At 70.7% G+C, this 23,374-nt stretch carries 21 protein-coding genes and 1 tRNA gene; 9 read left to right on the top strand and 13 right to left on the bottom strand.

What is annotated here, in order from left to right; genetic code table 11:
- The first annotated feature begins 58 nt into the window (after window positions 1-58).
- Both KXC43_RS23635 and KXC43_RS23630 read left to right on the top strand, forming a co-directional pair.
- Window positions 59-571, top strand: a complete 513-nt coding sequence (locus KXC43_RS23635) for a hypothetical protein (protein WP_221378295.1) — start codon at window positions 59-61, stop codon at window positions 569-571.
- A gap of 99 nt (window positions 572-670) precedes the next feature.
- A complete protein-coding gene (locus KXC43_RS23630; protein WP_221378294.1) occupies window positions 671-781 on the top strand; it encodes a zinc-binding dehydrogenase in 111 nt (36 codons plus the stop codon).
- Window positions 782-916: 135 nt separating this feature from the next.
- Here KXC43_RS23630 and KXC43_RS23625 read toward each other — a convergent pair whose 3' ends face one another.
- Window positions 917-2,026, bottom strand: a complete 1,110-nt coding sequence (locus KXC43_RS23625; RefSeq protein ID WP_221378293.1) for an ROK family transcriptional regulator — start codon at window positions 2,024-2,026, stop codon at window positions 917-919.
- Between the two features lie 50 nt (window positions 2,027-2,076).
- Between KXC43_RS23625 and KXC43_RS23620 the strand changes: the two genes are divergently transcribed.
- Window positions 2,077-3,294, top strand: a complete 1,218-nt coding sequence (locus KXC43_RS23620) for an MFS transporter (RefSeq protein ID WP_308129215.1) — start codon at window positions 2,077-2,079, stop codon at window positions 3,292-3,294.
- On the opposite strand, the gene hisC is transcribed toward KXC43_RS23620, so the two are convergent.
- From hisC to hppD, 4 genes are read right to left on the bottom strand one after another with little or no spacing between them, the layout of a single operon-like run.
- Window positions 3,291-4,373, bottom strand: coding sequence for a histidinol-phosphate transaminase (gene hisC / locus KXC43_RS23615; RefSeq protein ID WP_221378292.1), 1,083 nt, complete (start codon window positions 4,371-4,373; stop codon window positions 3,291-3,293). The two genes, KXC43_RS23620 and hisC, sit on opposite strands and share 4 nt — an antisense overlap.
- Window positions 4,374-4,412: 39 nt before the next feature.
- The gene (locus tag KXC43_RS23610) at window positions 4,413-5,525 is read right to left on the bottom strand and encodes an RDD family protein (protein WP_221378291.1); all 1,113 of its coding nucleotides are present in this window, start codon (window positions 5,523-5,525) and stop codon (window positions 4,413-4,415) included.
- Window positions 5,522-6,115, bottom strand: a complete 594-nt coding sequence (locus KXC43_RS23605; protein ID WP_308129214.1) for an RDD family protein — start codon at window positions 6,113-6,115, stop codon at window positions 5,522-5,524. Before KXC43_RS23605 ends, KXC43_RS23610 begins: the two co-directional genes overlap by 4 nt.
- 10 nt (window positions 6,116-6,125) lie before the next feature.
- Window positions 6,126-7,280, bottom strand: a complete 1,155-nt coding sequence (hppD, locus tag KXC43_RS23600; protein ID WP_221378290.1) for a 4-hydroxyphenylpyruvate dioxygenase — start codon at window positions 7,278-7,280, stop codon at window positions 6,126-6,128.
- Between the two features lie 207 nt (window positions 7,281-7,487).
- Between hppD and KXC43_RS23595 the strand changes: the two genes are divergently transcribed.
- The 4 genes from KXC43_RS23595 (at window position 7,488) to KXC43_RS23580 (ending at window position 12,901) form a co-directional block, all read left to right on the top strand.
- The gene (locus KXC43_RS23595) at window positions 7,488-8,792 is read left to right on the top strand and encodes a PQQ-binding-like beta-propeller repeat protein (protein ID WP_221378289.1); all 1,305 of its coding nucleotides are present in this window, start codon (window positions 7,488-7,490) and stop codon (window positions 8,790-8,792) included.
- Between the two features lie 70 nt (window positions 8,793-8,862).
- Window positions 8,863-10,530 (top strand): fumarate hydratase, encoded by a 1,668-nt coding sequence (locus tag KXC43_RS23590; protein ID WP_221378288.1) that lies wholly within the window; start codon window positions 8,863-8,865, stop codon window positions 10,528-10,530.
- A gap of 106 nt (window positions 10,531-10,636) precedes the next feature.
- Window positions 10,637-10,710: transfer RNA gene (locus tag KXC43_RS23585), tRNA-Arg, on the top strand.
- A gap of 1 nt (window position 10,711) precedes the next feature.
- Window positions 10,712-12,901 carry a hypothetical protein gene (locus KXC43_RS23580; protein WP_221378287.1) on the top strand — a complete coding sequence of 730 codons (2,190 nt, stop codon included), beginning with the start codon at window positions 10,712-10,714 and terminating at the stop codon, window positions 12,899-12,901.
- 7 nt (window positions 12,902-12,908) lie between these two features.
- Here the strand turns inward: KXC43_RS23580 and KXC43_RS23575 are convergent, their stop codons facing one another.
- Together KXC43_RS23575 and KXC43_RS23570 are read right to left on the bottom strand one after the other, a co-directional pair.
- On the bottom strand, window positions 12,909-13,493 hold the full coding sequence (locus KXC43_RS23575; protein WP_221378286.1) for a dihydrofolate reductase family protein: 585 nt from the start codon (window positions 13,491-13,493) through the stop codon (window positions 12,909-12,911).
- A gap of 76 nt (window positions 13,494-13,569) precedes the next feature.
- The gene (locus tag KXC43_RS23570) at window positions 13,570-14,454 is read right to left on the bottom strand and encodes a LysR family transcriptional regulator (RefSeq protein WP_221378285.1); all 885 of its coding nucleotides are present in this window, start codon (window positions 14,452-14,454) and stop codon (window positions 13,570-13,572) included.
- A gap of 75 nt (window positions 14,455-14,529) precedes the next feature.
- Between KXC43_RS23570 and KXC43_RS23565 the strand changes: the two genes are divergently transcribed.
- The gene (locus KXC43_RS23565; protein ID WP_221378284.1) at window positions 14,530-15,840 is read left to right on the top strand and encodes an aspartate aminotransferase family protein; all 1,311 of its coding nucleotides are present in this window, start codon (window positions 14,530-14,532) and stop codon (window positions 15,838-15,840) included.
- Here the strand turns inward: KXC43_RS23565 and KXC43_RS23560 are convergent.
- Genes KXC43_RS23560 through KXC43_RS23545 form a run of 4 tightly spaced genes read right to left on the bottom strand, consistent with a single transcriptional unit; the run spans window position 15,833 to window position 19,340 of the window.
- Entirely contained in the window at window positions 15,833-16,894 is a 1,062-nt protein-coding gene (locus KXC43_RS23560; protein WP_308129213.1) for an outer membrane protein assembly factor BamB family protein, read from the bottom strand. The genes KXC43_RS23565 and KXC43_RS23560 overlap by 8 nt on opposite strands.
- 14 nt (window positions 16,895-16,908) lie before the next feature.
- A complete protein-coding gene (locus tag KXC43_RS23555) occupies window positions 16,909-17,367 on the bottom strand; it encodes an SRPBCC family protein (RefSeq protein ID WP_221378283.1) in 459 nt (152 codons plus the stop codon).
- A gap of 33 nt (window positions 17,368-17,400) precedes the next feature.
- Entirely contained in the window at window positions 17,401-18,498 is a 1,098-nt protein-coding gene (locus KXC43_RS23550) for a fumarylacetoacetate hydrolase family protein (protein ID WP_221378282.1), read from the bottom strand.
- Window positions 18,495-19,340, bottom strand: coding sequence for a hypothetical protein (locus KXC43_RS23545; protein ID WP_221378281.1), 846 nt, complete (start codon window positions 19,338-19,340; stop codon window positions 18,495-18,497). The genes KXC43_RS23550 and KXC43_RS23545 overlap by 4 nt, the downstream gene beginning before the upstream one ends.
- A gap of 75 nt (window positions 19,341-19,415) precedes the next feature.
- Between KXC43_RS23545 and KXC43_RS23540 the strand changes: the two genes are divergently transcribed.
- Window positions 19,416-20,573 (top strand): homogentisate 1,2-dioxygenase, encoded by a 1,158-nt coding sequence (locus KXC43_RS23540; RefSeq protein WP_221378280.1) that lies wholly within the window; start codon window positions 19,416-19,418, stop codon window positions 20,571-20,573.
- Here the strand turns inward: KXC43_RS23540 and KXC43_RS23535 are convergent.
- A complete protein-coding gene (locus tag KXC43_RS23535; RefSeq protein WP_221378279.1) occupies window positions 20,570-21,238 on the bottom strand; it encodes a hypothetical protein in 669 nt (222 codons plus the stop codon). The two genes, KXC43_RS23540 and KXC43_RS23535, sit on opposite strands and share 4 nt — an antisense overlap.
- Before the next feature lie 836 nt (window positions 21,239-22,074).
- Entirely contained in the window at window positions 22,075-23,283 is a 1,209-nt protein-coding gene (locus KXC43_RS52385; RefSeq protein WP_221378278.1) for a chitosanase, read from the bottom strand.
- Window positions 23,284-23,374: the final 91 nt, after the last annotated feature.

The raw sequence follows: 23,374 nt of genomic DNA, 5'->3' as shown, positions 1-23,374 counted from the left end.
AGCCGGAACGTACCGTCGGCGGAGCGTGCCCCCGTCCCCGACTGAACAGGATCACCCCATGCGACGCGCCCTCCTGGCCGTGCTGGCCGGCAGCGTCATGCTGACCGGCGCCGCCTGCGACAGCGACGCTGAGAGCACCGGGGCAGCCCCCGAGGCCACTCCCGCGAGCACCGCCCCGAGCAGCCCGCCCCCGCCGGACTACACGGCCAACACCAAGGTCGTCTGCAGCAAGCTCCAGAGCCTCTACACCGTTGAGCTGCGCGACTTCGGCGCCGCGATGGGCAAGATGATCACCTACCGCGAGGCCAAGCAGACCGCCGAGGCCACCAAGGCCCAGGCCACTGCGGTGACCGAGCTCAAGCAGGTGGCCGCGAAGATCCGCAAGGAGACCGCCGCGGCGCAGAACCCCGAGTTCAAGGCGGCCGGCCTGACATCGGCCGCGAAGGTCGACGCGAGCGCGGCCAACAAGGCGTACATCAAGAAGGCGACCACCCTGAAGGTCCTCAACTCGACCATCGAGGGCCAGTTCAAGGAGTGGCTGAGCCCCGTCGCCGGCTACTGCGCCGCCTGACCGGCGGCGGCGCGCACCTGACCGCGAAGCAATCGGGACGACGCGTCCTCGTCGAGCCGACGGTGACATCGACGGTGGGCAGGGCCACGGGATACGGCCGTGAAACTGCGTGTCGTCGTCGCCGCCACCTATCCCCTGGCCCAAACCGCCGAAGCCCACCGCGGCGGCCAGGCCGGACACGCCTCCGGCAAGCTGGCCCTCATCCCCTGAGCGCTGGTCGATCGAGACGATTTCCTGGAACCGATCGCACAGCCAGCCGGCCGCCAGGCTGCTCAGGTGTCAGCGGATGTGAAGAAGTACCGGATCCCCGGCGTTGAGGCGCCCCTAGCGTCTTGTCGACGGGCCTCAGGCGAGTTGACGGAGCAACGTGCTCCAAGCGGCTTCGGCGGCGCCCGCTATCGGGCCGTCGGCGCCGAGGGCGGCGGGTAGCAGCGGGGGTGGGGAACTGCGGCGGATTGCCATCAAGCCTGACTGGTAGGCCGCGTGGAGTTCGGCGGGGGCAGCGGCCAGCAGGTCGGCGGCGATGCTGCCCAGAACCACCAGGTCGGCGTCCAGGCCATTGACCAGGCCGGCGATTCCCCGGCCCAGGGCGGCGGCGGCCATCGCTACGGCGGCCCGTTCGGCGGGAGCGGGGGAAGCGATCACAGCTTTCGCGTACGAGACTGGATCGGCCGGCGAGGGCTGGCCGAGGTGGCGGGCCAGGGCCGTGCCGTCCACGGCGGTGCCCCAGCAGCCGCGGGCTCCGCACGGGCAGATGACTGCGGGGTCGCCGAAGGGCATGTGGCCGAACTCGCCGCTCGCACCGTGGGCGCCGATCACCAGGCGGCCGTGATCGACCACCGCGCCGCCCAGGCCGTATTCGATGAGCAGGTGCAGGGCGACCGCGGCGCCGGCGGCAGCGCCGCGGGCTGATTCGGCGGTGGCGGCCAGGCTGGCGTCGTTGCCGGCGACCAGCAGTGGCGCTTCGGGCCACAGGTCGTGCAGGTCGACGTCGTGCCAGCCCGAGGTCGTGGCGTCCAGTCGCCGGTCCGATGTGACGGGGCCGGGGGCGGCGATGCCCAGGGCGCGCACCCTTGCGCCGTACGTCTCGCGCATCCGCTTGATTCCGCTGGTCACGCCGGCGACCACGTCGGGCCACGCGCTGCCCGAGTGGCCGGCGGAGACGGTCGCTACGACTTGGCCGCCCAGTTCGACCGTGTCGAGCCGCCAGGCGCGGTGGGTGATCTGCGCGGCCAGCACGACCGGGCCGGACGGGTGGGCGACCAGCGCGGTGGTCGGGCGGCCGCGGGCGCCGCTGCGGGCGGCCGGGGCCTCGGCCAGCAGGGACGCCTGGGTGAGGCGGGCGACCAACTCGGTGGCAGCGCCGGTGCCTATGCCCAGGTGGCGCGCGGCATCGGCCCGGGTGACACCGGGATGGGCGTGGACCACCCCGAGCAGTTCGGTCGTGCGCGTCACAGTCGGTCGCTCCTCTTCTTTTGCTCTGGATCAGAGCTTATTCTGCGAAGGTGACACTGAACCGCCCGGCCCTGGCCGTTCTCGGCGCCTCCTCGTTCTTCTACGTGACCGCGGAGACCATTCCGGTGGGGCTGCTGCCCGAGATCGCGGTGGGGCTCGACGTGGCTGAATCCGACGTCGGCCTGCTGCTGACCAGCTACGCCGTGGTGGCCGCGGTGAGCACCATCCCGCTGACCGCGCTGACCATGCGGGTGCCGCGCCACCTGCTGCTGGCGATCACGATGGCGATCTTCGTGGTGTCGCAGGCGGCGGCCACCTTCGCGCCGACCTTTCTGGTGCTGGTGCTGGCCCGGCTGATCTGCGCGCTGGCCCACGGCGTCTTCTGGTCGGTGATCGGGCCGGTCACCGCCCGGCTGGCGCCGCCGGGGCAGGCCGGGAGGGCTACCGCGCTGGTCTTCGTCGGCAACTCGCTCGCGATCGTGCTGGGTGTTCCGCTCGGCACCGCGCTGGGTCAGTGGCTGGGCTGGCGGACGGCGCTGGGCGCGATGGTCGCCGGCGGGGCGATCTGCGTGATCGGGCTGATGAGGGTGCTGCCCAAGCTGCCGCCGCGGCCGCACGACCTGAACGTGCGCCCGGTGGCTCAACTGCGCGCCGCGATCGCCCTCGGCCGGGACCGGCAGGTGCTGCTGCTCTGCCTGATCACTGCCGTACTGGTGATCGGCCACTTCTCGGCGTACACGTACATCGCCCCCCTCGTGCGGCGCGACGCCGGGCTCGAGGGCGCCGGGCTGAGTGTGCTCCTGCTCGGGTACGGCTTTGTCGGGCTGATCACCAACTACGCGGTGGGCCGCTTCGTCGACCGGCGGCCGGGCACGATGCTCGTCGGCCTGCTCGCCGTGCTGGCCGTCTCGGTCGCGCTGCTCGCTCCGGTGCTGGGCCTGGCGCCAACCGTGATCGTGACCCTGTTGTGGGGCGGCGCCTTCACCGCCATCCCCGTGCTGCTCGCTGCGGCCCCGCTGCGCATCGCGCCGCGGGCCCGGGACGCGGCCTCGGCCCTCTACGTGGTCGCCTTCCAGATCGGGATCGGCGGCGGAGCCTTCCTCGGCGAGCGGATGATGCGCACCGGCCACCTGGGCGTCCTGCCCCTGGTCACGGCCGGCTTCGCGGTCGTTGCGATCGCGGTCATCGTGACCGTCGGCCGGCGGACCTTCCCCGCTCGGCTGAGCGAGGAGGACCACCACCGGACCGAGGCGCAACTGATCGGTTAGCTCTTCAGGGCCACTTCCGCCGCCGCGAGGAAGGCGTCATTTTCCTCAGCCGTGCCGATCGTGACGCGGACGCCGTCGCCCTGGAACGGCCGGACGATGACTCCGCGCGACTCGCAGACCTGGCCGAACGCGATCGCGCCGTCGCCCAGCGGCAGCCACACGAAGTTGGCCTGACTGGACGGCACGTCCGCGCCCATCGACCGCAGCGCCTCGGTCACCCGGTCACGCTCGGCCACGACCAGGGCGCAACGGCGGCGGACCTCCTGCTCCTGGGCCAGCGCGGCGATCGCCGCGGCCTGCGCGACCAGGCTGGTCGAGAACGGGGTGAGCACCTTGCGGATGGCCGCCGCCACCTCGGGCTGGGCCACCAGGTAACCCATCCGCAGGCCGGCCAGGCCCCACGCCTTGCTCATGGTGCGCAGCACGAGAACGTTGGGCCGGTCGCCGTACGTCTCCAGCCCGTCCGGCACCTCGGGGTCGGTCACCAGTTCGCGGTACGCCTCGTCGAGCACGACAAGCACGTCGGAGGGCACCGAGGCGAGGAACCGGTCGAGCTCGGCCTTGCGGACGCTCGTGCCGGTGGGGTTGTTGGGGTTGCAGACGATCACCAGCCGGGTCCGGTCGGTGATCGCGCCGGCCATCGCGTCGAGGTCGTGCCCGTGGCCGTCCGTGTTCGGCACCCGCACGCTGGTCGCGCCCACCCCGGCCGAGATGATCGGGTAGGCCTCGAACGAGCGCCACGAGTAGACGATCTCGTCGCCCGGCAGGCAGGTCGCCTTGACCAGGATCTCGGCCAGCGCCACCGACCCGCAGCCGGTCACGATGCGCTCGGTGGCGACCCCGAGCCGCTCGGCCAGCGCGTCCCGCAGGGCCGTCGCGCCCATGTCGGGGTAGCGGTGCGAGTGCAGCATGGCGTCGGTGACCGCCTCGACCACGCCGGGCAGCGGGCCGTACGGCACCTCGTTGCTGGCCAGCTTGATCGCCTCGGCGATGCCGAGCTCGCGGGTCAGGTCGGCCAGGCTGCGGCCGGGCACATAGGCGGGCAGGCCGTCGAGGTCGGCGCGGGTGAGGCGGGTCATGGCATCAGCCTTCGGTCCGGTTGGCGGGCGGTGTGTAAGTCATCCCTGATGGGAGGTGCCGTTTCCGCCGCCGCTGGTGGTGGCGTCGACGGGCCGGCGGTCGTCGGGCGGCAGCGCGACCACGACCGTGCGCGCCGTCTTGTCGTGGAAAGCCTGGCGCAACTGCTGGTCGAAGACCGGCGACACGCAATCGATGAGCTGCAGCACGAAGCCGATCCCGGCGCAGCCCCAGGCCGGGGTCCACAGGCCCAGGCGGGCCCAGCGGCCGAACGCGCGGCCGAAGCCGAGTGGCTTGGTGTCCTCGACGGCGACGACCTTGATGCGCATGAGGCGTTTACCCAGCGTCTGGCCGCTGCTGCCGATCGCCGGGGCCTCATAGGCCAGCCAGAGCAGGGTGGCGATGATCAGCATGGCCCAGAGCAGACCGTCCATGCGGCCCGAGGCCTGCACGTCCCACGCGCTGCCGCCGTTGGCCATCTCGTCGATGGTGGCCCGGTACATCGGCACGAACTCGCGGGCCCACTGGTACGCGAACCAGCCGTTGATCACGATGTTGAGCAGCAGCACCGCGAGGATGTCGATGAGCCGGGCGAGCAGCCGCGGACCCAGCCCGGCCAGCGCGAACCCGTGCGGGCGGGCCTGGATCGGCGGGTACATGCCCGCGCGCATGCCGGGCGGCATCTGCTGCCAGCCGGGCGGCGGCTGCCACCCCGGAGGCGGCTGCCAACCGGGCGGCGGCTGTGAACCTGGCGGCAGTTGCGAGCCGGGCGGCGCCTGCCAACCCGGGGGAGGCTGCGCGCCGGGCGGCGCCTGCCAACCCGGGGGAGGCTGCGCGCCGGGCGGGGGCTGCCACGCCGGTGGCGGCTGCCAGCCGGGGGGAGGCTGCCAGCCCGGCGGAGGCGGCGGCTGCGGGCCCCAACCGGGCGGCGGGGACTGGGGGGTTGTCGACGCGGGCGGGGTGGCCTGAATCCCCGACGTCGGAGTTTCCGATGCCGGGGCGGCCGGCGGCGGCTCCTCCTCGACCGGGGGCGGCCCTTCGGGCGGGACCGCGTCGGCTGGGATGGCCTTGCCCAGCCATCCTTCCCCGTCCCAGTAACGCTGGGTATCGGGCTCGGCGGGGTCTTTGTACCAACCGGCGGGCAGCGAGCTCATGGAGAAACCTTAACGACCACCGTCTGGGCGAACTTGTCGTGCAGGGTCTGCTGGTACGGCTTGTCCCACAGTTGCCACAATCCGTCGATCCAGCTGAAGGCCGGCACGAACATCCCGGCGATGTACTCGATGAAATAACGCTTGGCGGCGATGCCCCGGGTGAGCGTGCGGTTCGGGTCGAGCGGCACCACGCGGATCTTCATGGCCTTCTTGCCCAGGGTCTGCCCGCTCCGGTGCATGTACTCCACCACGTACAGGTAGTAGAGCAGCAGCGAGACCACCAGGAAGCCCAGCTCGAACAGCAGCACCGGCAGGAAGAAGTCGTTGAACACCTCGCCGAACCCGGCCTCGGGGCCGTACGACGCGGGATCGGTGGCGTCGAGCTGGTTGATGAAGACCAGGAAGGCGGGGAGGAACAGCACGATGCTCACCACCAGGAGCAGCCCGACGTCGATCATGTACGCCAGCAGGCGCTGAGCGAAGTCGGCGAGGGGAACGCCGGCCGGACTCAGGAGCGGCGGCGGGGGCGGCAGATAGCCGGGCCCCGCCGGATAGCCCGGCGGCGGCCCGTACCCAGGTGGCTGGTTCACGCGAACAGTGTCACAGATTGCCGCGGAGCTCCTGCTCCCGCTCGATCGCCTCGAACAGGGCCTTGAAGTTGCCCTTGCCGAAACCGAGCGACCCGTGCCGCTCGATCAGCTCGAAGAACACCGTCGGCCGGTCCTGCACGGGCGAGGTGAAGATCTGCAGCAGGTAGCCGTCCTCGTCCCGGTCGACCAGGATCTTGCGGGCCTTGAGCTCCTCGATCGGCACCCGCACCTGGCCGATCCGGGCGCGCAGCTCGGGGTCGTCGTAGTACGAGTCGGGAGTGTCGAGGAACTGGACGCCGGCCGCGCGCATGGCGTCCACGCTGGCGATGATGTCGTTGGTGGCCACGGCGATGTGCTGGGCGCCCGGGCCGTCGTAGAAGTCGAGGTACTCGTCGATCTGCGACTTGCGCTGCGAGACGGCCGGCTCGTTGAGCGGGAACTTGACCTTGCGGGTGCCGTCCGCCACGACCTTGGACATCAGCGCCGAGTAGTCGGTGGCGATGTCGTCGCCGATGAACTCGGCCATGTTGGTGAAGCCCATGACCCGGCCGTAGAACTCGACCCACTCGTCCATGCGGCCCAGTTCGACGTTGCCGACCACGTGGTCGACGGCCTGGAAGAAGCGCTTGGGCTGGAGGCCGGCGTTGATCGCGGGCTGCCGGTCGACGATCGGCGCGCGGGTGACGAAGCCGGGCAGGAACGGCCCGTCGTAGCCGGACCGGTCGACCAGGGAGTGCACGGTGTCCCCGTACGTCGCGATGGCCGCGATCCGCACGGTGCCGTGCTCGTCCTTCAGATCGTGCGGTTCGGTCACGCCGCGGGCGCCGGCCGCGATCGCGTGGGCGTACGCCTTGTCGACGTCGGGCACCTCGAGCGCGATGTCCTGGATCCCGTCGCCGTGCCGGGTCACGTGGTCGGCCCCGGGCGCACCCGCGTGCACCGCGCCGGTCAGCACGAAGCGGGCGCCCCCGCTGACCAGAACGTATTCGGCGTGGTCGCGGTAGCCCTGTTCGGGCCCGCGGTACGCCACGCAGGTCATGCCGAAGGCGGTGGAGTAGTAGTGGGCCGCCTGCTTGGCGTTGCCCACGAGGAACTTCAGGTGGTCGACGCCCTTGACCGGAAAGACGTCGTCGGTGCGGGTCCCCTGTGCCATCGTCTGCGTCATTGACCGAGGTTGTCGCAGGTCATGGCCCGATTCAACATGTGCTCGCGCAACTGCGCAGCCTGCCCGGTCGGGCCCGGGCCGGATGGTTCGCCCGGTGCAACTTGCACAATCCCCGACCGGCCATGGCCGCTATATCCGGCAAATACCATCGACACGGGCAAATCAAGATCCTTCGTCCGGGTGATTGACCTGGCTAGCGTGTCGCGCATGGCGTCGGGTGGCAGCCCCTGGAAGGGGTACGCGCTGGTCGCGATCGTGATCGTGATCGTGCTGGCCACCACCGGCGTGTGGAATCCCTGGCCACAGGTCTGGGCCTGGGTCAACACGAGCGAGCCGATCGCCGGCGGGGCGGCCCGGTGGCAGCAGCGCATCGGCGGCAGCCCGCAGAGCGTCGCGGTGGTCGGCGACGCGGTCGTCGTTGAATACCGGACGTCGATCGAGGCGTACGGGATCACCGCCGGGATCAAGCTCTGGGACAGCGACGCCGACTGGGCCTCGATCTCGGGCAGCGGCAACGACGCGGTGGTCGCCACCGGCCGGCTGCTGACCAAGGGCTACCAGGTGCTCGACCCGCGCAGCGGCGCCGTGCTGCGGGCCGACACCGAGGCCACCGCGGTCTGGACCTACCGCGACGCGCTGCTCGACCTGCACTGCGCCGGGGGTGGTGACTGCCGATTGACCTCGTGGGCCCCGCGCGGCGCCAAGCCTCTCTGGACCGTCGACACCGGCGGCATCGGGTTCGTGCTCAATGCGGCCAACCCCGACCTGCCCGACACCAAGCAGCTCACGGCCGACCGGGTCGACGACGATGTGGCCCGGCCCCGCCTGATGCCCAGCCTGATCGGGCTGCCCGACGACGGCAAGATCCGCGTGATCGACACCGCCACCGGCAAGGTCGTGCAGGTCGCCGAGCCGGGCGCCGATCAGCGCGTTGCCATCGCCGGCGGACGGGTGCTCACGGTGACCGGCACGGCACAGGACGGCACCTGCTACTACGGCGTGGTGGCGACCGACCCGCCGTCATCGGCGGCGGTCTGGCGGCGCGAAGGGCTCAATCTGCGTACCGCCGACAACGGCTCGAATTGCAAGCAGGAACACGACCCGGCGGGCGGCGAGGACGTGATCCTGGGCGTCGACCCGACCGGCCGGCAGGAGCTGCTGGCGGCGCACGACGGGCGGCTGCTGTGGCGCGGAGCCAAGGGCGAGACTGTGCTCGCGGTCAACGACAACCACGCCGTGATCCGCAGCGCCGACGGCCGGACGCTGCGCGGCTACGGCTTCAGCCGGGGCCGGACGACCTGGTCACGGCCGGTCGGCGAGGGCGGGGCAGCGGCGATCACGCCGTACGCGGCGGTGATCACGAGCCGGAAGCCGGAGCGCGTCGTGGCCGTGGCGCCCGGCACCGGGCGGGTGCTGGCTGATCTTCGTACGGGCGCGGAGGTCTTCGCCGTCGGACCGGGCGGCCTGATCGCCGTCGCCGGGCGCGAGATGGCCTATATTCCGTTTACTTGACCGAACTGGTATGCGCGCAGGGGCGGAGTGGTTCGCCGATGCCCCGGTGGCTTGTCTAGGCTTTCCGCTCATGAGCAAAGGGGCCGCATTCTCGTACTCGCCGCTGTTGCCCATCGGCGACGACCTGACCGAATACCGACTGGTCACGGACGAGGGTGTCGACGTCGTGCACGGGCCGGGCGGGCGCCGGTTCCTCACCGTCGAGCCGGCCGCCATGACGCAGCTCACGGCCGAGGCGATGCACGACATCGCGCACTATCTGCGCCCGGCTCACCTGGCCCAGCTGCGCGCCATCATCGACGACCCCAAGGCGTCGCCGAACGACCGGTTCGTCGCGATCGACCTGCTGCGCAACGCGAACATCGCGGCCGGCGGGGTGCTGCCCATGTGTCAGGACACGGGCACCGCGATCGTGATGGGCAAGCGCGGGCGGCACGTCCTGACCGACGGAACCGACGAGCGAGCCATCGCCGAGGGCGTCTACCAGGCCTACACCCGGCTCAACCTGCGGTATTCGCAGCTCGCGCCGCTCACCATGTGGGACGAGCGGAACACCGGCTCGAACCTGCCGGCCCAGATCGAGCTGTATGCGGAGGACCCGGGCGGCGCCCCCGACGCGTACAAGTTCCTGTTCATGGCCAAGGGCGGCGGCTCGGCCAACAAGTCGTACCTCTATCAGGAGACGAAGGCGCTGCTCAACCCGGCGCGGATGATGGAGTTCCTGGACGAGAAGCTGCGGCTGATCGGCACCTCGGCCTGCCCGCCCTACCACCTGGCCGTGGTCATCGGCGGCACCAGCGCTGAATACGCTCTGAAGACCGCCAAGCTGGCCAGCGCGAAGTACCTCGACAACCTGCCCCGGCACGGCACGATGTCGGCCCACGGCTTCCGCGACGTCGAACTGGAAGCGGCCGTCCTCGAACTGACCCGCGACTTCGGCATCGGCGCCCAGTTCGGCGGCCGCTACTTCTGCCATGACGTACGAGTCATCCGCCTGCCCCGGCACGGCGCGTCCTGCCCGGTCGCCATCGCCGTCTCGTGCTCGGCCGACCGCCAGGCCCAGGCCAAGATCACCCCGTCCGGGGTCTGGCTGGAACGCCTCGAGACCGACCCGGCGCGCTTCCTGCCCGAGGTCGACCTGGACAACGAGCCGGTGGTCAAGGTCGACCTCAACCGCCCGATGGCCGAGATCCGGTCCGAGCTGGCGAAATACCCGGTGAAGACCCGCCTCTCGCTGACCGGTCCCCTGGTCGTGGCGCGCGACATCGCCCACGCCAAGATCGCCGAGCGCCTCGATGCGGGCGAGCCGATGCCGCAGTACATGAGGGACCACGCGGTCTACTACGCCGGACCGGCCAAGACCCCCGAGGGGTACGCGTCGGGCTCGTTCGGCCCGACCACGGCCGGCCGCATGGACTCGTACGTCGAACGCTTCCAGGCCGCCGGCGGCTCCCTGGTCATGCTGGCCAAGGGCAACCGCTCGGCCCAGGTCACCCAGGCCTGCAACTCGTACGGCGGCTTCTACCTGGGCTCGATCGGCGGCCCCGCGGCCCGCCTGGCCCAGGACTGCATCCGCCACGTCGAGGTGCTCGAATACCCGGAACTCGGCATGGAAGCGGTCTGGAAGATCGAGGTGGAGGACTTCCCGGCCTTCATCATCGTCGACGACAAGGGCAACGACTTCTTCGCCGACGTGACCCGCCCCAACCCCCTGCTCCGCATCGGCGCCCGCCCCTGATCCGGGCCGAGCGGCCCGTTCTGCTGACGCCCCATTGCCGTGCGGACAGTCGGCGGTGGGGCAAACTCGATGACAGCGAGTAATGCTCTGTCTTAAGGTCTGCGGGCGGCGTGTAGCTCAGTCAGCCAGAGCATCGGGCTACGGACCCGGAGGGCGCAGGGGCGGAACCTGCCACGCCGGCATGCAGAGTGAGCAGGCGGGCGAGTCGTACCCGCAGGAGCAGCTGGCGGCCGCGTTCGTCACCGCGCTGACCCACGAGGACGCGGCGACCCGGTCGCGCGCGGAGACGCGGGTCGCCCGCTGGATGCGGGTGCTGACCGGGATGGCCGCCGGCGCGTTGCGGATCGGCTCGCGTACGCCAGTGGCGGGGCTTCCGGCCTGGGTCACGCCGGAGGTCGTCCGAGGTGGCTTCGCGACCGGCACGGCGGCTGCGGGCGGGCCGTTGCGCCCGCACGAGGCGGCGGTCGCCGACGATCGAGCAGCGGTGTTCGCGTACTACCTGACCAACGTCGGGCAGGCCGAGTTGTGCTCTCGGCTGGATACCGGCCACTACCGGCTCGAGTTCGCGGAGCAGGCGGCCCTGCTCGCGGTGGCCTGGCTGCTGCGCTCTGGTGACCGGACGCGCGCGCTCAGCCTGCTGGAGGAGATCGGTCCGTACGGCGGGCAGTTGAGTTTCAGCCCGGTACCGGCGGACGCGGGCGAGCAGGACCCGTCCGTGGTGTGGCGGGCCGACGCCGGCGAGGTGCGGGCGGCCTTGGCCGCTCGGCGCGAGAACTCTCAGGTCGAGGCGATGCGCGAGGCCATGACGGTGTGGAATCCGTTCGCCGACGAGCTGCTGACCCTGTGGCTGACGACCGGCGACCCGGTGGCGACGGTCTTCCCGGCCGGTTGGCACGGTCGCGCCGAGGAACTGCTCGCTCGCTACGACGCTCTCGCGGTCGCGCACACCCGCTGCAGCAAGCACCGGAAGCCGAAGGAGAACCTGCCGGTCCTGCGTGCCGCGGCTCACGACGTCGTCCGTGGTAACGAGCTCACACCCAGGCAGCTTGGTCTGCTGCGATCCGTCGTGACCGCCATGGTGTCGCGCCGGGGCCGGCCCGGGTCGCCGGAGCACACCGCGCTCCGCCTCGTCCAGGCCCGGGTGGCCGCCCTCCCCGGCCATCACCAACTGGCCCGGGTGGTGGTGTCCCGGGTGGCGGCCCTCGACCCCGCGATGGGCATTCGCAACGTGGTCGCCGTGTGCGAGCCGCCCGACGAGGTCGAGGCCCGCGAGCACGGGGTGGTGGCGGGCCGGCCGATCCCCATGTCGATCCAGCGGGTCGTCCGGCGCGCGACGGCCGGTCGGGTGGACGATCTGATCGCGGCCGGGGTGCTGCCCTCGGCCGAGGTGCTGGCCGAGCTCGTGCCTCAGCTCGCGGCACAGACGAGCGCGGCGGCGTATCCGGATCCGGCCTTGCAGACGTTGATGGCCGCGACGTACCGAGCCTTCCGCCAGCGGCGCTCCCTGCTGCTGGTGAACCTGCAGCACCAGGTGCGGCTGACCGAGCTGCCCTGGGTGCAGGCCCTGCGCCCGTACCGGGAGGAGGGTGACGAGACTCGCCGCGACGCGCACGAGACGTTGCGCCGGCTCGGGGAGCTCGCGGTGGACGGGTTCCCGGCGACGCTGCTGCCCAACCCGCTCATGCGGGAACTCGCGGGCCTGTCCCAGGAGGCCGGTCTGCAGCTGCCGTGGGTGGAGGAGCTCGCGGCCGACATCTTCATGGGACGGTTCTCGCTCAAGTTCCTGCGTGCGGCCCACCTGGCCGGGGATCTCCTGACCGGCGGCCTGTACGCCCGCTACTACGGCATCGACTACCGGGTCCTACCGGCGCCGGACAACAACGGCGCCGCGTTCGACGCGTTGTGCCGGGCCCGGGCCGCCGTGCCCCGCCGGGAATTCTCCGTGGCGGCCAACGGCATGGTGATCGAGCAGGCGCAGATCCTGACCACCCACAACCTGGCCACCCTCGTCCACGCGGTCGGCATCGACTCGGCAGGCGGCTGGGCCGGGCCGGCACGGCGTAGTTTCGCCACCGTGCTCAGGCTGGCCGCCCGGATCGAGCGCAATCCCCGCCCGCTACCGGTGATCAAGGACGTCGCGTACGCGTGGCGGCACTTGATCTTCTTCTTGTCGCTCCCCGACGCCGGCGACCCCGGGCCGCTGCTCGAGGAGTTCCAGGCCGAACTGGCCAAGGCGCCGGCCGGCGTGCGGACAAGGATCGAGCCGGCTCTGACTGGGCTCCGGCGCGTCGCCATGGGCGGCCGGATCACCGACGAGTTGCGGCTCCTCGGCTGGACCACCGGTCGCCACCGGCTGCTCACGTCCGCCTGAGTGGGGGTCAGCCCGCTCGGCGGTAGCGGATGTGGGTGGTCAGGGGTGAATGCAGCACCTCGACCGGCTCGAAGCCGAACGACTCGACCCCGTCGAAGATGCGCTCGCCCGAGCCGAGCAGGACCGGGGCGATGTCGAGGGTGAGCTCGTCGATCACGTCGGCGATCAGGGCCTGCCGGACGGTCGAGGCGCCCCCGGCGATGTCCACGCCCTTGCCGTCAGCAGCCTTGAGCGCCGCCGCATACGCAGCGTCGAAGCCCTCGGTGACGAAGTGGAAGGTCGTCCCGCCCTCCATCTCGATCGGTTTGTGGGCGTGGTGGGTCAGCACGAACACCGGCGCGTGGTACGGCGGTTCGGCGCCCCACCAGCCCGACCATTCCTCGTCCCAGTCGCCACGGATCGGGCCGTACATGTTGCGGCCCATCACGTACGCGCCGCGGGGGCGCATGAGCCAGGACGCCGCGAGCTTGTCGGCCTCGGTGGCCCGTGGGTCGCCGATGTGCCAGCCGTGCACTTCGCGTCCCCGCACACCCAGGGGGTTCTCGCGGCTCTGGTCCGGCCCGGCGACGAAGCCGTCCAACGAGATCGACATGTGGCAGGTGGTGTCGAGCACCGCGAACCTCCAGAGCGATTGCGATCTGCAAGCGGTTTCGAGGACCATAGCAAACTTATCTACTGCGCAGGGCGGTCAGCACCGCGGTGACTTCGGGCCGGCTGTCCACTCCGCGGCGAGCCGCGGCCGTGATGCGCCGGGAGACCGCGGGCGTCAACGGCCTCGTGACCACCCGGTAGCGCGGATCCACGGCCAGGGCGGGCAGCAAGGCGATCGAGCGGCCGGCTTCCACGTGCCGCAGCGTCAGCATGTAGTTGTTGAAGCGACAGATCACCGTCGGCTCGAAGCCCGCCTCGCGGCACAGGCGGGTGGCCAGTTCCGACATGTACGAGCCGGCCACGTCGAAGGTCCAGCGCTGGTCGGCGCACGCTTCCAGGCCGACCGCCTCCAGCGCGGCCAGCGGGTGCCCGGCCGGCAGCACCAGAACGACCTCGTCCTCGGCCAGGGGCACCAGATCGATCGCCGGGTCGAGTTCGGCGCCCACGAAGTCGGTGGTCGTCACGATGACGTCCACGTCGCCGCGGCGCAGGGCCGGCATGCTCACGTGCGGTTCCATCTCGAGCAGCACCACGGTGACGTCGGGATGCCGTGCGGCCAGCCGGGCGACGGCCGGCTCGGCCAGCGCCGGGATCGCGCTCTGAAAAGCCCCGAGCGTCACCGTGCCGGCCGGCTCGTCCCGCAGGCCGCGCAGCGACGCCTCGGCCGCGTCCATGGCGGCCAGGATCTCGCGGGCCCGGCCGGCCAGCAGCACCCCGGCTGCGGTGAGCCGCACGCGGCGGCCGGTGCGTTCCAGCAGGGCCGTGCCGGTCTCCCGTTCCAGGGTGGCCAGCTGCTGGGACACCGCGGACGGACTGTGATTGCCGCGCTGGGCGACCGCGCGGACCGTGCCGTACATGGAGAGGTCGACCAGCAGCCGAAGGCGCCACGGATTGAGCGTCACTGTGCGGCTCTCCTTAACAGCAGGCGCGGAAATGTGAGATGGACCCGATGCTAGATCACCTCTTAGCGTCGAGACATGACAGACACGTTCTGGTCGGACGCCGAGCGCCACCTCGTCCGCTACTCCGGCGCTGGGCGGTTCACCCCCGAGATCATCGAGCGCGCCGAGGGCAGCTTCGTCTTCACGGCGGACGGCCGGCGACTGCTCGACTTCACCTCGGGGCAGATGAGCGCGATCCTCGGGCACTCGCACCCGGCCGTGGTAGCCACCGTGCAACGCCAGATCGCCTCGCTCGACCACCTGTTCAGCGGCATGCTCAGCCGCCCGGTGGTCGACCTGGCCCGGCGCCTCGCCGAGTCGCTGCCCGATCCCCTCGAGAAGGTGCTGCTGCTGACCACCGGGGCCGAGTCGAACGAGGCCGCCATCCGGATGGCCAAGCTGGTCACGGGACGGCACGAGATCATCTCGTTCGGCCGCTCGTGGCACGGCATGACCCAGGCGGCCGCCGGCGCCACCTACAGTTCCGGGCGCAAGGGGTACGGGCCGGCGGCGCCCGGCAATTTCGCGATCCCCACGCCGAACGCGTATCGCCCCGACTTCACCGACCCGAACGGTGAACTGGACTGGCGGCGGCAGCTGGACTTCTCGTTCGAGCTGTTCGACGCGCAGTCGGTGGGCAGCCTGGCCGCCTGCATCGTCGAGCCGATCCTCAGCTCGGGCGGCGTCCTCGATCTGCCGCCGGGCTATCTGGCGGCACTGCGCGACAAGTGCCACGAGCGCGGCGGCCTGCTCATCCTCGACGAAGCACAGACAGGTCTGTGCAGAACGGGCGACTGGTACGCGTTCCAGCGCGACGCCGTGACGCCGGACATCCTGACGCTGAGCAAGACCCTCGGCGCCGGGCTGCCGCTGGCCGCCGTGGTGACCACCGCCGAGATCGAGCAGACCGCACACGAGCGGGGCTTCCTGTTCTTCACCACGCACGTCTCCGATCCGTTGGTGGCCGCCGTCGGCAACACGGTGCTGGACGTCCTGGAGGCCGACAAGCTCGACCACCGGGCCGCCGAGCTGGGCACGCACCTGGCCGACGGCCTGCGCGAGCTGCGGACCCGCCACGCGGTGATCGGCGACGTGCGCGGCCGCGGCCTCCTGGTGGGCCTCGAACTTGTGCTCGACCAGCAGACCAAACAGCCGGCCGACGAGCTGGGCGCGGCGGTCACCCGGCGCTGCCTCGAGCTCGGCCTGCACATGAACGTGGTGCAGCTGCCCGGCATGGGCGGCGTCTTCCGGATCGCTCCGGCGCTGACGTCGTCGGCCGACGAGCTCGACCTCGGGCTGGGGATCCTCGATCAGGCAATCGGCGACGTCGCGCCGCGGTTCACCTGATCGACGCGATGATCACGGTGTCGACGGTGAAGTAGCCGTCGGCGCTGTCCTCGTCCAGCCGCTCGATCGCCACATAGTCGTCGGTGACCTGCGACAACCCGGGCTTCCAGGTGAGCGCTTCGGTGCCGACAGCCAGCGGGAAGTCCGGCCCACCGTCGATACGCAGGTGCCGATCGGCGGTGAGCGTCACCAGCCGCCCGCGAGAAACACCCAGCGCCTGTACGCCGGGAGGAACGCTGACAACGCGACCGTCGATCACGGTTGCGTCCGTTTTGTCCAAACTGGGAACTCGGCGAAGTGCTGGGCCATCGGCCAGATAGCCTTGCCCGCCCTTGTCGCGCAGCCCGGCGCAACCGGAACGCCCAACCTCGCAAGCAACAGGGACAAAAGGCCCAACTGGGTACGGCGTGAGTGCCGCCCCGCTGGACAACGAGTACCCGCCGCTGGAGCAGAAGAACTGCCCGCCCAGCGTGGTGAAACCGTCCGCGCAGGGCACGTCGGCCGCCCAGCGCTGCGCTCCGCTCGCCACCTCGTACGCGACCAGCCGACCACCCCCGGCGACCAGCACCGCCCCGTCGCCGACGTACAGCCCCACCGGCGCCCAGACGATCGAGGCTCCGGTTCGGTGCCCCTCGGCGGCCGGCGCCGGCAGATCCGTGCCGACCCGCCACGCCTCCCGCCCGGTACGCCCGTCGATCGCGATCAGCTCGCCGTCCGACCACCGGGTGATCACCGTCGGCCCCGACGCCACCACGCCCACGACCCGGGCCGGCCAGCGCCGCAGCGACCAGCGCGCGGTGTTCACACTCTTCGCGTCGACCGGGGAGTCGGCCCGCACCTGCCGCTTGCCGGCGTACACCCGCAATCGCCCGTCGACGATGAGCGGCGCCATGTTCGTACGCCCGGTGACTCCCGGACCGCTGCTGACCGGATCGGGATAGGCCGCCGACGCGGGCGACAGCACCTCGGCCGGGCCCAGCACCCGCCAGCCGACCAGAGCGGCCGCGGCCACCAGCACGACCGCCACCAACGATCGCAGCAGCACCCGGGACACCCGGGCAGCCTATGTCAGGCGACCGCGGCCAGATCGTCGAGGTCGCGCCGCAGGGCGCCCTCGGCCGTCTCGGCGGCCAGACCCCCGAAGATCAACGCCAGGATGCGGCCGGCGGGGGCGGTGGCCGAGCCGTCCTGCTTCACGGTCACCATCGTGCCGCCGCGATGACGGCCCGACATGATCGGCACGAACGAATACGTCATGCGATAGTCGGCCCCGATGCCCGGCGACGTCACCACGAACCGCTCGGGCACCTCACACTCGCGGACCCGGAACTCCTCGGTGACCTCGCCGCCGTCGGCCATGCTGCGGGTCTCGCGCCACACCGTGCCCGCGCCGAACGGCCCGTGGCTGCGCACCTCGACCCTGGTGACCGCGGTGAGCCACTCGCGGCGCCGGCCCAGATCGGTGAACACCTGCCAGACCGCCGCGACCGGCGCGTCGATCAGGCGGGTCACCACGACCGTCGACATAGCGTCACCCCCGCGTACACCGTACGACAGAACTCAGGCGACGACCGTCCCGGAAACCGAGCCGAGAGATATCTCTGTGCCGGCCGCCGAGCGCGCAGTGCCCGCGATCCGCACATGGTCGCCGTCTTCGAGGAAGCCACGACGCGTGCCGTCGGCCAGTTTGACCTGCTCGGTGCCGTTCCAGGTGAGTTCGAGGAACGAGCCGGCCTGGTCGCGTTCCGGGCCGCTGACGGTGCCCGACGCGTACAGGTCGCCCGTCCGCACGGCGGCGCCGTTGCTGGTCAGGTGGGCCAGCTGCTGGGCCGCCGTCCAGTACATCGAGGCGAACGGCGGGCGGCTGACCGGGGTGTCGTTCCATTCGACGCTCAGGCGCAGGTCGAAGCCGGGGCCGGACGGACGCAGGTAGTCGAGCGGCTCGGGATCCTGCGGAACCGCCGGGACGGTGGCCAGCGCGTCGAGCGGCACGACCCACGGGGAGATCGACGTCGCGAACGACTTGGCCAGGAACGGGCCGAGCGGGCGGTACTCCCAGGCCTGCAGGTCGCGGGCCGACCAGTCGTTGACCAGCGTGAGGCCGAAGACGTGCTCGGCGAAGTCGGTGGTGGCGAGGCGCCGGCCGGGCACGCCGACCACGAAGCCGACCTCGGCCTCGACGTCGAGCCGCCGGGACGGACCGAAGACCCCCTCGGCGATCTGGCCCGACGGCCGCCGGATGGGGGTGCCGGAGACGACCACGGTGGCCGACCGGCCGTGATAGCCGATCGGCAGGTGCTTCCACTGCGGCGGCAGGCCGGGAGCGTTCGGCCGCAGAATCTTGGAGACGGTCAGCGCGTGCTGCTCGGACGAATAGAAGTCGGTGTAGTCGGCCACCTCGAACGGCAGGTGCAGGGTCACCGCGCTCAGCGGGATCAGCGGCGGACCGGCCGTCACGTGCGCGATCACGGCCTCCCGCGCGGCCCGCCATTCCGCGCGCCCGGCCGCCATCAGCGGGTTGAGCGAGCCCGCGGCCAGGTGCCCGCCCAGGCTCGAAAGATCAACGACGTCGGTCCCCAGCCGTACGCCGAGACGCCGCTCACCCCCGGGCCGGCTGAACACGCCGTACGGCAGATTGTCGAGCCCGAACCCGCTCACTCGTAGCCCCCGTTGATCAGCCCGAGCCGCACCAGCTCGGTGAGCGGCTCGACGACGCCGACCGCCCCGAACCCGGCGAACAACGGCCGCGGCTCACCACGCCGGGCGCGGCAGGCCTCGACCAGCGGCACCGGGTGGGTGGCGGCGAGCACCTCGGCCACCTCGGCCACCTCGCCGCCGTCGTGCGCGCTGATCGCCGCGGTGAGCACGTTGAGGAAGCCGTGGTGGGTGAAGCCGGTCTCGGGGTCGGTGTGCCGGATCGCGTGGCGCAGGCCCGCGGCCAGCCGGAACGGCAGCTGCCGGTCGCGGCACGCGCAGAGCACAGCGGCCAGTTCGACCGGGGTCGGGAACAGTTCGGCGGCGAGCCCGCCGACGCGGAACTTGGGCGCCATCGGCAAACCGGCGGCGCGGGCCTCCATCACCGTGTCCAGGGCGCCCAGCAGGCCCCAGCTCAGCGGGATCTCGGCGTACACCAGAAGCTCCCGATCGCCCTCGGACACCGTGCGCAGACCGGCGAGACCGGGTTGCGGGTCCTCACCGCGGCGCGCCACGGCGGCCTCGATGTGCAGGACGCGCCCGCCGGCCGCCCGCAGCTTGTCGACCGCGATGGGCAGCGCGCCCAGGCTGACATCACCGACCAGGGCGAACGGCACGTCGTGGGCGATCAGGTCGGCGCCGATCAGCGAGGCGGGCACGAGCAAGGGACCGAGCAGGCCGGCGAACCAGCCTGCACGGTGCTCGTCGTGCTTGGCGACGGCCTCGGCGACGCCAGTGGGGCTCGGCGGCAGCAGGGACGCGTCGTCCACCAGCCCGGCGAAGAGCGGAGGAACCAGCGTTGACACGAATCCGAACCTAATGGAGTCTTCGAGAAGCGGACAACCACGTCCTGAATGTCGTAATTAAGGTGGGTGGCAACGATGCCCTACTACCGCAGCGTCGGCGAGGTGCCCCACAAGCGGCACACGCAGTTCCGGCGACCTGACGGCGGCCTCTATTCCGAGGAGTTGATGGGACAGGAAGGCTTCTCGTCCGACTCGTCGCTGCTCTATCACCGGCACCCGCCCACAGCCATCGCTTCGGCCGAGGTGTACGAGACCCCGCCGCTCGCCCGGTCGGCCAACCACCCGCTCAAGCCGCGCCACCTGCGCACCCACAAGCTGGATGCCGGACCGGCCGACGCGGTGCTCGGCCGCCGCCCGCTGCTGGCCAACGACGACGTGCGGATCGGCTACGCGGTCGCCGACCGGCCGTCCCCGCTCTACCGCGACGCCGTCGGCGACGAATGCCTCTACGTCGAGGACGGGCGGGTGATCGTCGAGACCAGCTTCGGCGCGCTCGAGGCCGGCCCCGGCGACTACGTGATCATCCCGACCTCGGTCGTCCACCGGATCGTCCCGCAGGACGGACCGGCTCGTCTCCTCACCATCGAGGCGACCGGCCACATCGGACCGCCGAAGCGTTACCTGTCGGTGCGCGGCCAGTTCCTCGAGCACGCGCCGTTCTGCGAGCGCGACCTGCGCGCACCCGCCGCGCCGCTACTGGTCGACGAGACCGACGCCGAAGTGCTGGTGAAACACCGTGCGGGCTGGACGAAGCACGTCTACGCGCAGCACCCGTTCGACGTGGTCGGCTGGGACGGCTGCCTCTACCCGTGGGCGTTCTCGATCCACGACTTCGAGCCCATCACCGGCCGCGTGCACCAGCCGCCACCGGTCCACCAGACGTTCGAGGGCCCGAACTTCGTGATCTGCTCGTTCGTGCCCCGCAAGGTCGACTACCACCCGCTGGCCATCCCGGTGCCGTACAACCACCACAACGTCGACTCGGACGAAATGATCTTCTACACCGGCGGCAACTACGAGGCCCGCCGCGGCTCCGGCATCGAGCAGGGTTCGATCTCGCTGCACCCGTCCGGCTTCACCCACGGCCCGCAGCCCGGCGCGGTCGAACGGGCCCTGGGCATCGAGGCCTTCGACGAGCTGGCCGTCATGGTCGACACCTTCCGCCCCCTCGACCTGTGCGACGCCGCCGTCGCCGTCGAGGACACGGCGTACGCCTGGACCTGGAACCGCTAGACGCCGATCACCGACATCTCGACGTCGATCCTGGCCGGGAGTGGCTTCTCGGCCGGGAACGACGGAATCCGGAAGACGAACAGTTCACCTTCGTCGCCGGTCTTGTGCAGGCAGTAGGCGCGCCCCGCGGCCAGCTGAAGATACCCGTCCTGATACTTGACCCCGTTGCTCTCGGCACAGGCCGCCGGATCGGCGAACGGATCGCCGCCGGCCACCCCGATCGTCGCGCGCCCCTCCAACGGCTCGGCGCTCCAGACCCGCTCATCCCCGCCCGTGCAGTTCTGCACCTTCTCAGCCTTGCCCGGCGTAGCGCACAGCAGCGAGATGTCGCCGGTGTAGGCGTCGGTGCCCGGCCGCGGCGGCTGAAGCCAGAGCGCCCCCTGTGGATACTTGTCGCCCGTACCCATCGGAACCTGAATCTTCAGAACCGCCGTGCCCAGTCCCTGCTGGGCCGGTGCCGTTGACCCGATGACTCGCGGCAGTTCCTGCGCGGGGTCATCGGCCTGGCTGCGATAGAGCGTGACCGCAAAAGTGCCCGCGGCGACGACAGCCACCGCCAGCGCCGCCGAAATGCCGGCCCGGCTCAGCCGCCGCGCCCGCACGAGCACAACCGCCACCACAACCAGCACAACAACCGCACCAACAGCGACCACCAGATCCACCATGGCGGACAAGGTAGCCGACCCTTCACCGACCTGATGGCATGCGATGGGCAGCAACGAGGACGCGGCTATGTCGGCTGCCCCATCTCGTAGCAGCGCCCGGTCAGCTAATCAGAGTCAAGACCCTGGGGCTCTGCCCCAGACCCCGGCCATCGCTGGAGAGCATCTCTGGCGATGGTGACGCTGGGTGGGCTTGGGGGCTCTCCGACCAACGGCCGCCAGAAGCGAATCGCAAGGCCGGGGAGGACGCAAGCAAAGAGCGGCTTGCGTCCTCCCCACCCTCACGATGAGCTGCGACTGCCGTCGCCCGGAGAGCCCCCAAGCCAAGGGCCCACTGTGGAGAAGAAACGGAAGGGCAACAACCCGCCATTCCACCACCGATGTGAGGCCAAGTAGCCACTGAGCACCACAGGCCTCCCCAGCACTCAAATACTTCCTTCCCCTACCCTCCCTCCCTCCCCATGCCCGCCGCAGGCCATGCCGAAGGCAAGCGCAACCGGCACGGTGCGAACGCGCGCCCCACCACCCAGCCCGGCCCGAGTAAGAAAAAGTCCTGGTTCCGTCCCCAACGCGGAAGCCAGACCACCAACCCGCACGGGTTTCCCCAGCTCAGCCAGGCACCCAGAGAAGCGCCAACCCCTCACTCACCGCAAGGTGAACCCCCGGCAAGGCCGGGGCCGAGGGTGTTCTATCACTGCGTAAAAACGCTCTTAAAGCAGTGATAGAACACCCTCGGCCCCGGCCGTCCCACCGCAAGAAAGCCGCGGTTTAAAGCAGCAAACCGGCGGGGCCGGAGCCGCCAACAGGCAACCCCGACCCCAGATCCCCGGAACAAAGACTCAGCCGATGCGGAAATTCTCGCCGTAAACGGCGAAGTCCAACGGCGTATTCAGATCGAAATTGCCGGCGTTGAGGAAGCGGCGCTGCGCGGTGTCCACACGGGACGTATCCGAGTGCGCCTCCTCCTTTTTCATCTCGATGACGCGCTCGTCCAGGAAGACGTTGAGCCACGCCCTTTCGTCGCCGCCCTGGGACGGGGGCTTGGCCCGCTTCAGCGCCTGCGTACGAATGGCTCGCATGCCCTCGTACCCATGCATCACCGCCGCGTCGTAGTAGGCGAACTGGCCCAGGGCGCGCACCCCGTCGTTCTTGCCGTCGCGTACCGAGGGGTTGAAGTAGACGCGGTCGCGTTCCGATTCCTGGGCTGCCTGGAAGCGGCTGTCGTTCGCTGCCGTACGCCAGTCGTTGGTGAAGTTGGGGTCGAGTCCGGCGTGTGAGTCCGTGCCGTTGACGTTGCGCAGCGCGGGCAGGTATTTGGCCAGCACGTTGCCGGGCGCGGCGTTGGTGTACGCCTGCACGAGTTCCAGCATGTCGCCGGTGCCGGAGCAGAAGCCGATGATGCCGGCCGTGTAGCCGCGCCCGTCGTTGATGTCTTCGATGTAGCGGAACTGGGCCCGCCAGTCCAGCGACGAGTTCTCGGCCGCGGACACGAGTTGCATCGCGACGTCCTTCTTCGCGGGGTTGTCCAAGTTGACTCCGGACGGGGTGGTCGGCGGCGTGGTCGGGGCGGAGCCGCCGGGCAGGGTCCAGCTCTGGTTGGCCGTGGCGGAGCACGTCCAGATCTGGAGCCGGGTGCCGTTGGCGCTGCTGCCGCCGGTCACGTCCAGGCATTTTCCGCTGCCCGAATTGACCAGGGCATTGCCCGAAACGGTCCATTTCTGGGCGGCGGTGTTGTTGCAGTCGTACAGCTGGATCTTGGCGCCGTTGGTGGTTGCGGCGGCCGTGACGTCCAGGCATTTGCCTAGCGCACGGATGCTGTTGTCGGTGTTGCCGACGGTCCACTGCTGGGCGCCGGTGTTGTTGCAGTCGTAGAGCTGGATGGCGGTGCCGTTGGCCGAACTGGCGGCCGCTACGTCGACACACTTGCCGCCCAGGCCCTTGATCGGACCGGCCGTCGCGGCGCTGGCCGGGAGCAGCCCATAGATCAGGGCGGCGCCGGGGACGGCCAGGGCGACGGTGGCGTACAGGACTCTTCTTGCGCGGATCATGGCGCTCCTCGAAGAGGGTGATCGTGGGGGATGGATCGCGCGATGAGTCGAGACGCTACAACTGTTAAAAAGCTTTATCAATAGGCCTCGA

The sequence above is a fragment of the Paractinoplanes polyasparticus genome (genome assembly GCF_019710575.1).
In the GTDB taxonomy this organism is placed as follows: domain Bacteria; phylum Actinomycetota; class Actinomycetes; order Mycobacteriales; family Micromonosporaceae; genus Actinoplanes; species Actinoplanes polyasparticus.
This window is presented reverse-complemented; position numbering and strand designations above follow the sequence as displayed.

Bases quoted from the DNA above. Each gene is read 5' to 3' on its own strand.
- KXC43_RS23635 (WP_221378295.1), top strand. From the start codon at position 59: ATGCGACGCGCCCTCCTGGCCGTGCTGGCCGGCAGCGTCATGCTGACC.
- hisC (WP_221378292.1), bottom strand. From the start codon at position 4,373: ATGACCCGCCTCACCCGCGCCGACCTCGACGGCCTGCCCGCCTATGTG.
- KXC43_RS23610 (WP_221378291.1), bottom strand. From the start codon at position 5,525: ATGAGCTCGCTGCCCGCCGGTTGGTACAAAGACCCCGCCGAGCCCGAT.
- hppD (WP_221378290.1), bottom strand. From the start codon at position 7,280: ATGACGCAGACGATGGCACAGGGGACCCGCACCGACGACGTCTTTCCG.
- KXC43_RS23595 (WP_221378289.1), top strand. From the start codon at position 7,488: ATGGCGTCGGGTGGCAGCCCCTGGAAGGGGTACGCGCTGGTCGCGATC.
- KXC43_RS23590 (WP_221378288.1), top strand. From the start codon at position 8,863: ATGAGCAAAGGGGCCGCATTCTCGTACTCGCCGCTGTTGCCCATCGGC.
- KXC43_RS23580 (WP_221378287.1), top strand. From the start codon at position 10,712: ATGCAGAGTGAGCAGGCGGGCGAGTCGTACCCGCAGGAGCAGCTGGCG.
- KXC43_RS23575 (WP_221378286.1), bottom strand. From the start codon at position 13,493: ATGTCGATCTCGTTGGACGGCTTCGTCGCCGGGCCGGACCAGAGCCGC.
- KXC43_RS23565 (WP_221378284.1), top strand. From the start codon at position 14,530: ATGACAGACACGTTCTGGTCGGACGCCGAGCGCCACCTCGTCCGCTAC.
- KXC43_RS23555 (WP_221378283.1), bottom strand. From the start codon at position 17,367: ATGTCGACGGTCGTGGTGACCCGCCTGATCGACGCGCCGGTCGCGGCG.
- KXC43_RS23540 (WP_221378280.1), top strand. From the start codon at position 19,416: ATGCCCTACTACCGCAGCGTCGGCGAGGTGCCCCACAAGCGGCACACG.
- KXC43_RS23535 (WP_221378279.1), bottom strand. From the start codon at position 21,238: ATGGTGGATCTGGTGGTCGCTGTTGGTGCGGTTGTTGTGCTGGTTGTG.
- KXC43_RS52385 (WP_221378278.1), bottom strand. From the start codon at position 23,283: ATGATCCGCGCAAGAAGAGTCCTGTACGCCACCGTCGCCCTGGCCGTC.